7 protein-coding genes and 1 pseudogene are annotated in these 11,926 nt (G+C 69.3%); 4 read left to right on the top strand and 4 right to left on the bottom strand.

Annotated elements, in window-relative coordinates:
* Positions 1-101: 101 nt before the first annotated feature.
* Both ON29_RS06215 and glgP read right to left on the bottom strand, forming a co-directional pair.
* A complete protein-coding gene (locus ON29_RS06215) occupies positions 102-1,463 on the bottom strand; it encodes an NCS2 family permease (protein WP_040865191.1) in 1,362 nt (453 codons plus the stop codon).
* 109 nt (positions 1,464-1,572) lie between these two features.
* Positions 1,573-4,145: pseudogene (gene glgP / locus ON29_RS06210) on the bottom strand (alpha-glucan family phosphorylase).
* 292 nt (positions 4,146-4,437) lie between these two features.
* Between glgP and ON29_RS06205 the strand changes: the two are divergent.
* From ON29_RS06205 to glgB, 4 genes are all read left to right on the top strand, one after another.
* Entirely contained in the window at positions 4,438-4,881 is a 444-nt protein-coding gene (locus ON29_RS06205) for a hypothetical protein (RefSeq protein WP_157172668.1), read from the top strand.
* A 152-nt stretch (positions 4,882-5,033) separates the two neighbouring features.
* Complete coding sequence (locus ON29_RS06200) at positions 5,034-5,675, top strand: LysE family translocator (protein ID WP_040865189.1); 642 nt, start codon at positions 5,034-5,036, stop codon at positions 5,673-5,675.
* A 100-nt stretch (positions 5,676-5,775) separates the two neighbouring features.
* The gene (locus tag ON29_RS06195) at positions 5,776-7,779 is read left to right on the top strand and encodes an alpha-1,4-glucan--maltose-1-phosphate maltosyltransferase (RefSeq protein WP_040865188.1); all 2,004 of its coding nucleotides are present in this window, start codon (positions 5,776-5,778) and stop codon (positions 7,777-7,779) included.
* Positions 7,776-9,929: a 1,4-alpha-glucan branching protein GlgB gene (glgB, locus tag ON29_RS06190; RefSeq protein ID WP_040865187.1), complete on the top strand. Its 2,154-nt coding sequence runs from the start codon at positions 7,776-7,778 to the stop codon at positions 9,927-9,929. The genes ON29_RS06195 and glgB overlap by 4 nt, the downstream gene beginning before the upstream one ends.
* Before the next feature lie 201 nt (positions 9,930-10,130).
* Here the strand turns inward: glgB and ON29_RS06185 are convergent, their stop codons facing one another.
* On the bottom strand, positions 10,131-10,979 hold the full coding sequence (locus ON29_RS06185) for a tetratricopeptide repeat protein (RefSeq protein ID WP_040865186.1): 849 nt from the start codon (positions 10,977-10,979) through the stop codon (positions 10,131-10,133).
* A gap of 61 nt (positions 10,980-11,040) precedes the next feature.
* Entirely contained in the window at positions 11,041-11,409 is a 369-nt protein-coding gene (locus ON29_RS06180) for a DUF3817 domain-containing protein (RefSeq protein ID WP_040865185.1), read from the bottom strand.
* Between the last annotated feature and the right edge of the window lie 517 nt (positions 11,410-11,926).

The following is an 11,926-nucleotide window of genomic DNA, read 5'->3' as shown; positions in this document are numbered from 1 at the left end:
ACTACGGTCCGATTCTCGCACGAAGGAGCCAACTGCCCAACCTTTCGGTGTATTCCACGTTCGGGTGGGAAGGACGGTTCAGCGCGCGAGCGAGCGGACGGTTACTCCGCGAGGAAGAAGAAGTAGCCGAGGAACACCAGCATCAACGCCCACATCGCCGGGTGCACGTCCTTGATCCGGCCCTTGGCCGCCATGACCACCGGATACAGCAGCATGCCCATGGCAAGGCCGTTGGCGATGGAGTACGTCAGCGGCATCATCACGACCGTGACGAACGCGGGCACCGAGTATTCGAGACGGTTCCAGTCGATCTGGCCAAGCGCCCGGGCCATCAGGATGCCGACCACTATGAGCGCGGGCGCGGTCACCTCACCCGAGCCCGCGACCACCGCGAAGATCGGATAGCAGAACATCGCGACGAGGAACCAGCCCGCGGTGGTGACGGCGGTCAACCCGGTCCGGCCGCCCGCCGAGACGCCCGCGGTCGATTCCACATAGGCGGTCGTGGTCGAGGTGCCGATGACCGCGCCTGCCATGGTGCCCACCGAGTCCGCCGCCAGCGCGCTCGCGGCACGCGGCAGCTTGCCCTTCTCGTCCAGCAGGCCCGCCTGGTTCGCGACGCCGATCAGAGTGCCCGAGGCGTCGAAGAAGTCGACGAACAGCATGGTCAGCACCACCACGGCCATCTGGCCGGTGAACGCGTCGGGCAGATGGACGATCGCCTGACCGAAGGTGTGCTCGAGCCCCTGTGGCGCGGCGAACACGCCCTTGGGTAGCGCGACCAAGCCGCTCACGATGCCGACGATCGTGGTCAGCACGATGCCGTAGAGCACCGCGCCGTGCCAGCCGCGCACCAGGAACACCACGGTCACCAGCAGTCCGAACAGCGCGAGCAGCGTGGTGCCTTCGGTGAAGTCGCCCAGCGTGACCAGCGTCGCCTCGCTGTTCACCACGATCCCGGCGTTCTTCAAGCCGAGGAAGGCCACGAACAACCCGATACCGGCGCCGACGGCGAGCTTCAGCTGCATCGGGATCGCGTTGAGGATGCGTTCGCGCACCTTGGTCACGGCGAGGACGAAGAAGATGACGCCGGACAGGAACGTGCCCGACAGCGCCACCTGCCACGGAATCCCCATCTCGAGCACCACCGTGTACGCGAAGAACGCGTTGAGTCCCATACCCGGTGCGAGCGCGATCGGATACCGGGCCCACAGCCCCATGACCAGCGTGCCGAACACCGCCGCGACGGCGGTGGCGGTGAACACCGCCTGCATCGGGATGCCCTTGTCGCCCAGAGCGCCCTGGTCGCCGAGCACCGCTGGATTCACCGCGAGGACATAGGACATGGCCAGGAACGTGACCGTGCCCGCCATGAGTTCGCGCTTGACGGTCGAGCCGTTCGAGCGGACGCCGAAGTACCCGTCGAGGCGTCCTCGGGTCCGGTGCAGAACGTCGGTGACCATGGGTGACTCCAGTCGAGGAACGAATCGGGGCATGCCAGGGGCACGGTAACCGACGGTTCACTACCTGGGGCAACCCGCGGTGGCGCCATCGTGACCGGCGCCACCGGGACTAGGCGCTCGGCGCGGAGACCAACCCGAGTTCGGCGTCGGAGGCCAGCAGCTCGTTGTGCGGCAGCACGCGCACGGTGTAGCCGACCGCGCCGGACAGCGGCACAGGAGTGTCGACGGTGAACAGCTCGGCGCCTGCGTCGGACCCCGTGTGCGTCATCGGGACCGTCGTGGTGTCGGAGAGGTCGTCGGTCGCCGAGACCCGGCCGAGCACCGCCTGCACCACCACGTCGTGCACGCTCAATCCGCCGAGCTCGACCCGCGCGGTCAGCGACAGCCGCGCCCCGATGACCGGCGTGTCCGGCAGCCCCGCGCTGTCGACCTGGATCACCTTGACCGATGGCCAGGCCGACTCGACCCGCTGACGGTACTCGGCGACGGCCCGCGCGACCGCGAAATCGTCGGCCGTCGCCCGCTGATGAGCCGCGGCGGCGGGAGCGTAGTACTCCACCGCGTAGTCGCGCACCATCCGGGAAGCCAGGACCTTCGGTCCCAGGGTCTGCAAAGTGTGGCGAACCATCTCGACCCAGCGCACCGGCATCCCGGACGCGTCGCGCTCGTAGAAGCGCGGCGCCACCGCCCGCTCGAACAGGTCGTAGAGCGCGGCGGCCTCCAGATCGTCGCGGCGGTGCTCGTCCCGGACGCCCTCCGCGGTCGGAATGGACCATCCGTTCTCACCGTCGTACATCTCGTCCCACCAGCCGTCCCGGATGGACAGATTGAGCCCGCCGTTCAGCGCGGATTTCATGCCGGAGGTGCCGCACGCCTCCAGCGGGCGCAGCGGATTGTTCAGCCAGACGTCGCAACCCCAGTACAGGTAGCGAGCCATCGACATGTCGTAGTCCGGCAGGAAGACGATCCGGTGCCGCACCTCGGGATCGTCGGCGAAGCGGACCACCTGCTGGATGAGCGCCTTGCCGCCGTCGTCGGCCGGGTGGCTCTTGCCCGCGACGACCAACTGCATCGGCCGCCGCGGGTCCAGCAGCAAGGAACGCAGCCGCTGCGGGTCGCGCAGCATGAGAGTGAGGCGCTTGTAGGTCGGCACCCGGCGGGCGAATCCGACGGTCAGCACATTCGGGTCGAAGACCCCGTTCACCCAGCCGAGTTCGGCCTCCGCGGCGCCGCGTTCCAACCACGACGCGCGCACCCTGCGGCGCACCTCGTCGACGAGGATGCCGCGCAGGGTGTTACGGGTGGACCACAGCTCGGTGAGATCGACGTCGCGCAGCCGTTCCCAGCCGCGCCCCTCCTCGAGCAGTTCCGCGCCGATGTGCTCGCGCGCCTTGTCCACCCATTCGCGCGCGGCCCACGTGGTGGCGTGCACGCCGTTGGTGACCGAACCGATCGGCACCTCCGCCGGGTCGAAACCCGGCCACAGCGAGGCGAACATCGACCGGCTCACCGCGCCGTGCAGCTTCGAGACACCGTTGGCGCGCTGCGCCAGTCGCAGACCCATGTGCGCCATATTGAAGACGGAGGGGTCGGCTTCCCGGCCGAGCGCCACGATGCGGTCCACCGAAAGACCGGGCAGCAGGGCGGATTCGGATTCTCCGTGCGCACCGCCGAAGTAGCGCCGCACCATCGGCATAGGGAAACGATCGATGCCCGCCGGGACCGGTGTATGCGTGGTGAACACCGTGCCCGCCCGCACGGCGACGAGTGCGGAATCGAAATCCTGCCCCGCCGCGACGAATTCGCGGATGCGCTCCACACCGAGGAAACCCGCGTGGCCTTCGTTCATGTGGAACACGTCGGGATCGGGCAGCCCCGCCGACGCGGTGTACGCGCGCACCGCCCGAACACCGCCGATGCCCGCGAGGATCTCCTGGCGGATGCGATGCTCCTGATCGCCGCCGTAGAGCCGGTCGGTGACCGCGCGCAACTCCGGGTCGTTCTCGGCGATGTCGGAGTCCAGCAGCAACAGCGGAACCCGGCCCACCTGGGCGATCCACACCCGCGCACGCAGCACCCTGCGGTCGGGCATCGCCACATGGATGAGCACCGGCGAGCCGTCGGAGGTGAGCGCCCGCAACGGCAAGCCCTGCGGGTCCAGCGCCGGATAGTGCTCGGCCTGCCAGCCGTCGGCCGTCAGCGACTGCCGGAAGTAACCCGAGCGGTACAGCAATCCCACCCCGATCAGCGGCAGGCCGAGGTCGGAGGCGCCCTTCAAATGGTCGCCCGCCAGGATGCCGAGGCCGCCCGAGTAGTTCGGCAGCACCTCGGTGACGCCGAACTCCATCGAGAAGTAGGCGATGCCCCGTACACCCTCCTCCCCGCCCGGCGCTGGAACCAGCCCGGCGCCGCCAGATAGTCGCGCAGCTCCGCCGCCGCGGCGTCGACACGCGCGACATAGCCGGCATCGGCGGCCAGCTCGTCCAGCCGCGCCGCGGGTACCTCGCCCAGCATCCGGACCGGATCGTGCCCCATCTCCTGCCACCGCCGCGGGTCGAGCGCGGCGAACAGGTCCTGCGTCGGCGGATGCCACGACCAGCGCAGATTCGTGGCGAGCTCACCAAGGGCCGCCAGGCGCTCGGGCAGATGGGCACGGACGGTGAAACGACGCAATGCCTTCATTCGGTAGAAACTACACGGCGCCCGGAGCGCCCGCGCCGCGTGACCACGCCCCGGAAAACCTTTCGACCAGCATGTTTCCGGTCGGGTCGCGACGAGATCAGCCCACCCCATCGTGCGTAACGCGCTCTACCGTCACAGAACGGCCACACGACGCGCACCGGCGCGCCCGCCCCCGCTACCCGATCGAGACCCGCACTCGCTTGTGAACCCGAGAACGCCGGGCAAACCCACAAGCTGTGCGGACCAACCGGCCGCACCAACCGAAATCAGTACGGGAGTGATCGAGATGTGGATGACAGCACACCCAAATCGCGCCCGCGATCGGCGCTGGTCGCGCACTGGAGCAGCGCTCACGGGGTTCGGAGCTCTCGCGGCGGCATTCGTTCTCGTCGCGCCCACCGCCGGGGCGGCGGTCACGACGGCGACGGCGAGCCCGGCCCAGGGAATGACTCTCGGTTTCGGGAACTACGGGACCAACTGCCAGTACCGGGTGACGGCCACGGTGGACAACATTCCGTCGTCCGAGTCCGTCCAGTTCACCGACAGCGCCGCGGGCACGTTCTCCCCGAATCCCGCGCCGGTGGTCGGCAATCAGGCGACCACCGTCTGGATGCCCGACGCGACCGGGCAACACACGATCTCCGCGGTGCAGGGCACCGGTCCCGCTTGGACCTCACCGGTGATGACGGTGGGCAACGGGATGAATCTCGGCTTCGCCTGCATGGTCATGCCGTAAGCGCGACTCCCGGCCGTCAGGTGAGCGCCCGGGTGGCCACCAGCGCGGCGCTCACCGGCCGCGGCCATCCGGGCACCTCGCAATCGCCGCGCAGTGCGCGCACGCGCGGAAAATTCGTGGCCCGGGCGACGCCGAGGTGACAGCATCGGCTGATGCCGCACTGGGTCGACGTTCTTCCGCAATTCTTGACGGCCTGCCTGCTTCTCGCCGTGCTGCCGGGCCCGGCGACCGCGTTGTTCCTCCAGCGCGCGGTGCGTGACGGTCGCGCCGCGGGCCTGGCGGCGGTGGCCGGAAACGAGATCGGCGTGCTCGGCTGGACGCTGGCGGGTGGGGCGGGGCTGTCGGTCCTGCTCGTCGCCAACCGCGCCGTGAACACGGCGGTGCACGTGGTCGGCGCGCTCGTGCTGATCTGGCTCGGCGTGCAGGCGTGGCGGGGTGCGCGCCGTGGCGACGAGTTCGGCAGTGCGATGACGAAGATGCTGCCCGCGGGTCGCACGCCCGCCGCCGCCTTCCGCGCTTCGCTGGTGTCGATCGCGGCCAATCCCAAGGCGGCCGTCTTCGGATTGACGATCCTTCCGCAATTCCTTCCCTCCGACGGTCCGGTGCTGCCGACCGTGGTGATCTTGGCGCTGATCCAGTTGGTGCTCGACACCGCGTGGTGCGTCGGCGTGGTCCTGGCCGCCGACCGCGCGGGCGCGTGGTTGCGCCGCACCGGGATCCGGCAGCGGGTCGAACGCGCGCTCGGCGCGGTCCTGGTCGCGCTCGGCCTCGGCCTCGCCGCCGACGCGCGCTGAGGGCGACAGCCCGGATCAGCCGCCGCCGCGGCGGCCGGGACGGGGCACGAAAAGATCGCCGATCCCGTCCGGAGGGCCGGCTACCGGTAGGTTGGGTCCCGTGACCGGCCGCATCGCTATCGATGACACTGCACCGTCCATCCCAGGCGGCCGGCCCGCCAAGGCGGTGGTCGGCGAAGTATTCCCGGTGCGCACCGTGGTGTGGCGAGAAGGGCACGACGCCGTCGCCGCCACCCTCGTCGTCCGCGGCCCCGGCGCCTCGCGGCCCTCCCGCATCCGCATGACGCCGGACTACGAGCCCGACGTCTTCAACGCGACCTTCACCCCCAACACTCCTGGAGTGTGGGCCTACCGGATCGAAGGCTGGAGCGATCCGATCGCGACCTGGCGCTCGGCGATCGAGGCGAAGCTGGCGGTCGGGCAGAGCGCCGCCGATCTGGCCAACGACCTCGAATTGGGCGCCCGCCTGTTCGATCGCGCTGCCCAGGCCGTACCCAAGAAGCAATTCCAGCGCTTACGGGCGGTCGCGGCGGCGCTGCGCGGCGACGACCAACTGCCCGCGCGGGTGGCACCGGCCTTCACCGAGGAGGTCGCCGAGATCCTGCGCGCAACGCCGCTGCGCGATCTGGTCACCCGGGGGCCGCAGCACATCGTCCAGGTCGAGCGGCACCGCGCGCTCTACGGCTCCTGGTACGAGTTCTTCCCACGCTCGACCGGCGGCCGCGACGCCACCGGCAAACCCGTGCACGGCACCTTCGCCACGGCGGCGAAGGAGCTTCCGCGCATCGCGGCCATGGGTTTCGACGTGGTGTACCTGCCACCCATCCACCCCATCGGCGAAATCAACCGCAAGGGCCGCAACAACGCGCTCACCGCCGAGCCGGGCGACGTCGGCTCGCCGTGGGCCATCGGCTCGAAGCACGGCGGTCACGATGCCGTGCATCCGGATCTGGGCACCGAAGACGATTTCGCCGAATTCGTCGCGGCGGCCCGCGAACTCGGCCTCGAGGTGGCGCTCGACCTCGCCTTGCAGTGCGCGCCCGATCATCCCTGGGTGCAGGCGCACCCGGAGTGGTTCACCACGCTGCCCGACGGGACCATCGCCTACGCGGAGAACCCGCCGAAGAAGTACCAGGACATCTACCCGGTCAATTTCGACAACGATCCCGACGGCCTCTACGCCGAAGTGCTGCGGGTGGTCCGGCACTGGATCGACCTGGGCGTCAGGATCTTCCGTGTCGACAACCCGCACACCAAGCCCGCCGATTTCTGGGAGTGGCTGATCGGCAACGTGTGGCGCACCGACCCGGACGTCATCTTCCTGTCCGAGGCGTTCACCCGCCCTGCCCGGCTCTACGGACTCGCCCGGCGCGGGTTCAGCCAGTCCTACACGTATTTCACCTGGCGGGTGGCCAAGTGGGAACTCACCGAGTTCGGCAACGAATTGGCCGCGAAGGCCGACGAGGCCCGTCCGAACCTCTTCGTCAACACCCCGGACATCCTGCACGAGAGCCTCCAGCACGGCGGACCGGGGATGTTCGCCATCCGTGCCGTCCTGGCCGCCACCCTCGCCCCCACCTGGGGCGTCTACTCCGGCTTCGAACTGTTCGAGCATCAGGCGGTGCGCCCCGACAGCGAGGAGTACCTCGATTCGGAGAAGTACGAACTGCGCCCGCGCCCCTTCGCCGAGGCGCTCGCGCGCGGAGAATCGCTGGAGCCGTGGCTCACCCGGCTCAACGAGATCCGCCGGGCGCACCCCGCCTTGCAACAGCTCCGGTGCCTGCGTTTCCATCACGTGGACAACGACGCGCTGCTCGCCTACTCCAAAATCGACCCCGTCGGCGGCGACGCGGTGCTGGTCGTGGTGAATCTCAACCCCTACGGCGCCGAGTGGGGCATGCTCTCGCTCGATCTGCCCGCGATCGGCCGCGAGTGGCACGACCATCCGGTGGTGTACGACGAGGTCAGCGGCGAGGAATACCACTGGGCCCAAACCAATTACGTGCGGTTGGACCCCGCGCATACCGTCGCGCACATCATCGCGCTGCCCCCGGTGTCCCAGCAGGCTCGCACCGAGCTGGCCTACCGCAGGACCCTGCGATGAAACGCCGCGATCTCATGCTGCTCGCGGCGGGCACCCATCCCGACCCGCACACCGTGCTCGGCGCGCACACCCATCCCGACGGCACGGCGGTGCGGGTGCTGCGCCCGCACGCGCAGACCGTGTCGGTACGGGTCGGCGGCGTCGATCACGAGCTGAAGTCCCTGGATCACGGCGTATTCGCCGCGGTGCTGCCGTACCCGGAGATCATGGACTATCGCGTCGTGACGACCTACCCCGGCGGCCAGACGATCATCAGCGCCGACGGCTACCGCTTCCTGCCCACGCTCGGCGAACTCGACCTGCACCTGATCGGCGAAGGACGTCACGAGCGCCTCTGGGAGGTGCTCGGCGCGCACCCGCGCCGCTACACCACCCTCGACGGTGAGGTCACGGGCACGTCGTTCGCGGTGTGGGCGCCGAACGCGCGCGGCGTCACCGTGTTCGGCGACTTCGACGGCTGGAGCGGAAACACCGCGCCGATGCGCGCGCTGGGCTCGTCCGGGATCTGGGAAGTCTTCGTCCCGGGTGTCGAGCCGGGCACCAAGTACAAGTACCGCGTGCACGGCGCCGACGGGCGGACCATCGATCACGCCGACCCGCTCGCCTTCGCCACCGAACACCCTCCGGCGACCGCGTCGGTGGTCACCGAAAGCCACCACGCGTGGCACGACCGCGCGTGGGTCGAGCGGCGCGCCGCCACCGACCCCACCCGCGCCCCGATGAGCGTCTACGAGGTGCATCTCGGTTCGTGGCACCCTGGCCTCGGTTACCGCGAACTGGCCGAGCAGCTCGCCGAGTACGTGCGAGCGACCGGATACACCCATATCGAGTTGCTCCCCATCGCCGAGCATCCGTTCGGCGGCTCCTGGGGATATCAGGTCACCTCCTACTACGCGCCGACGGCGCGTTTCGGCTCCCCGGACGACTTCCGCGCGTTCGTCGACCGCATGCACGCGGCGGATATCGGCGTCCTGCTGGACTGGGTCCCGGCGCACTTCCCGCGCGACGAATGGGCGCTGGCCCGCTTCGACGGCACACCGCTCTACGAGCACGCCGACCCGCGCCGGGGTGAGCAACTCGACTGGGGCACCTATGTGTTCGATTTCGGCAGGAACGAGGTGCGCAACTTCCTCATAGCCAACGCGCGCTACTGGATCGAGGAATTCCACATCGACGGCCTGCGCGTCGACGCGGTCGCCTCCATGCTCTACCTCGACTACTCCCGCGCCGAAGGTCAGTGGGAGCCCAACGTGCACGGCGGCCGCGAGAACTTGGAGGCCGTCGACTTCCTGCAGGACCTCAACGAAACCCTGCATCGGCACCACCCCGGCGTCGTGACGATCGCCGAGGAGTCCACCACCTGGCCCGGCGTCACCAGGGGGACCGACGTCGGCGGTCTCGGTTTCACCATGAAGTGGAACATGGGCTGGATGCACGACACCCTCGGGTTCCTCGGCCGCGACCCGGTGCACCGCTCCTGGCACCACAACGAGATCACCTTCTCGCTGGTCTACGCCTGGAGCGAGAACTACGTGCTGCCGATCAGCCACGACGAGGTGGTGCACGGCAAAGGCACACTCTGGACCAGGATGCCCGGCGACGATTTCGCCAAGGCCGCGGGCGTGCGATCGCTGCTGGCCTACATGTGGGCCCACCCGGGTAAACAACTGCTGTTCATGGGCCAGGACTTCGGCCAGGTCCAGGAATGGTCGCACGATCGCGGCCTGGACTGGCACGAACGGGACAACCCGCTGCACCAGGGCATCACCGCGCTGGTGTGCGACATGAACGCGGTCTACCGTGCCCACCCCGCCCTGTGGAGTCAGGACGCCGCCCCGGGCGGCTACGCCTGGATCGAGGCGAACGACGCGGCGAACAACGTGCTGGCGTTCCTGCGCTACGGCTCCGACGGCTCCGTGCTGGCCTGCGTCTACAACTTCTCCGGGGCGACGCACGACGCGTACCGGGTCGGCCTGCCGCACCGGGGCCGCTGGCTGGAGATCCTCAACACCGACGCGGCCAGCTACGGCGGCTCCGGCCTCGGCAACCTCGGCGAGGTGCTGGCGACCGACGAGCCGTGGCACGACCGTCCCGCCTCGGCCACCGTGACGCTCGCGCCGCACAGCGCGGTCTGGCTGCGTCCCGTCTAGGAACTCGAAGAACGCTCCCGTCTCCCGCACGCGGTGCCCGGACTGCCCAGCATCACGTCCAGGCGATACGGCCGATCTCCTGTGCGATGCACAAGCCAGGCACGCGGCAGTCGCGCGGTTGACGAGCGGCGAATCGTCCGACAGCCAGGCCGGACCGCAGGCTGCGCGGCGATCCGGTTCGCGACCACGTCGCGCGGCGAGCTAGTACAGCGCTGCGGCCAGCTTGCGGCGCGCGGCCACGACGAACGGCTCGGCCTGGTCGAACAGCTCGAACAGCTCGAGCAGGCGGGTCCGCGCCTTGGTGCGATCGTCACCGGAGGTGCGCTTGACGACGGCGATCAACCGATCGAAAGCCGCCTCGGGCCGCTGCTGGAACAACTCGAGATCGGCGGCCTGGATCGCGGCGTCGACGTTCGACGGGTCGGCGTCGGCATCCGCGATGGCCGACTCCGGCAGTTCCTGTGCCCGGGCGAGGAAGCGGAGCTGGCGCAGCGCGCCCTTGGCCTCCTCGTTCGCGGGTTCGGCGTCGATGATCGCTTGGTAGGCGGCCTCCGCGCCGGCCAGGTCACCCTGCTCCAGCGCCGCCTCGGCCGCCGCGAAACGCGGGTCCTCGGCAGGCTCCTGTGGCTGCTCGCCACCTTCCAGCTTGCCCGCGACCGCGTCGACCACCGCGTTCAGCCACTGCCGTACCTGCGGCTCCGGTTGCGCGCCCTCGAAGTCGGCCAGCGGCTGCCCGGCCGCGATCGCGATGACCGTCGGGATGCCCTGCACCCGCAGCGCCTGCGCGATCCGCATATTGGCCTCGGCTTCGACCGTGGCCAGGTCCCAGGTACCGCCGTCGGCGGCCACCAGACGCTCCAGCGTCCGCACCAGTTCGACGCTGCCCGGACTGCGCTGCGAATACAGCACGACCACCACGGGCACCTGCATGGAACGGCGCAGGACCTTGGTCTCGAAATCGGCCTCCGACACCGCGTGGTCGCCGCCTGCCGCACCGCCCGCGCTTGCCACGGGCTGCTTCAGGCTGGACAGATCGACCGCGCCGGACATGGCGGCGGCGACAGCGGGCGAAGGACGGCGTGCGGCTGGTCGATTCACGACTTCCAGTTTGTCACGACGTGGCGGATGCGGGTGCCCCGGACTCGGCCGAATCGGCGTTGCTCAGCTCACCCAACTGCCCCGAACGCACCGCCCACACCTCGAACAGCACCGTGCAGAACGGCGGGATGCTCGACAGCAGCGCGAGAACGGTCGTCTTGGCACTCCAGCCCAGCTCGCGCGCGGCGACGATCGCGGTGATCACGAACAGCACGAACACGATGCCGTGCGTCATGCCGAACACCTTGACCGGCCACAGCACCGGCTCGGGAATCCGCTTGAACACCATCCCGATGATCAGCAGAAACCAGGAGATCGCCTCCAGCACCGCGACGAATCGAAACCGCTTGGCCACCGTGCTCAGGTCGAAGACATTGCCCATGCGCCCATTGTGCCGGATGCACTACACACTGTCGTAGTGAGCTGTATCTAATTTCCAGCGCCTGCGGCGCTGGGTGTTCGCGGCCCCCTTGTGGCTCGCGTCCGAGCGACCGCCGCTGGCGACTGCGTCGCGGACGCGGCGGCCACTCGGACGCGAGCCGGGCCGCGAACGGAACATGCTCGGTCTCGCTTCGCTCGAAACCCGGGGTTGAGGTGAGCCGGGCACGTCGACATGCGAACACACGACAGAGAGCCCGCGAACCGGTAGCTCTCGGTGGCACCCTCGCGTATTCACGGGTGATCGCCGACTTCATGTGGCGGCCCCGGCTGCTTGCTCCTTCATCGCCTACGCGGCCACCCGAAGGCGAGCCGGGCCGCGAACGGAACATGCTCGGTCTCGCTTCGCTCGAAACCCGGGGTTGAGGTGAGCCCGGCACGTCGGAACGCGAACGCACGACAAAGAGCACGTACCGGTGGCTCTCGGTCGCCCTCGCGTATTCACGGCGATCGCCGACTTC

This window comes from Nocardia exalbida NBRC 100660 (assembly GCF_000308575.1).
Taxonomy (GTDB): Bacteria; Actinomycetota; Actinomycetes; order Mycobacteriales; family Mycobacteriaceae; genus Nocardia; species Nocardia exalbida.
Note: the sequence above shows the minus strand (reverse complement) of the source record. Positions and strands in the feature narration are given on the sequence as shown.

Bases quoted from the DNA above. Each gene is read 5' to 3' on its own strand.
- ON29_RS06205 (WP_157172668.1), top strand. From the start codon at position 4,438: ATGACAGCACACCCAAATCGCGCCCGCGATCGGCGCTGGTCGCGCACT.
- ON29_RS06180 (WP_040865185.1), bottom strand. From the start codon at position 11,409: ATGGGCAATGTCTTCGACCTGAGCACGGTGGCCAAGCGGTTTCGATTC.
- glgB (WP_040865187.1), top strand. From the start codon at position 7,776: ATGAAACGCCGCGATCTCATGCTGCTCGCGGCGGGCACCCATCCCGAC.
- ON29_RS06185 (WP_040865186.1), bottom strand. From the start codon at position 10,979: ATGTCCGGCGCGGTCGATCTGTCCAGCCTGAAGCAGCCCGTGGCAAGC.
- ON29_RS06200 (WP_040865189.1), top strand. From the start codon at position 5,034: ATGCCGCACTGGGTCGACGTTCTTCCGCAATTCTTGACGGCCTGCCTG.
- ON29_RS06215 (WP_040865191.1), bottom strand. From the start codon at position 1,463: ATGGTCACCGACGTTCTGCACCGGACCCGAGGACGCCTCGACGGGTAC.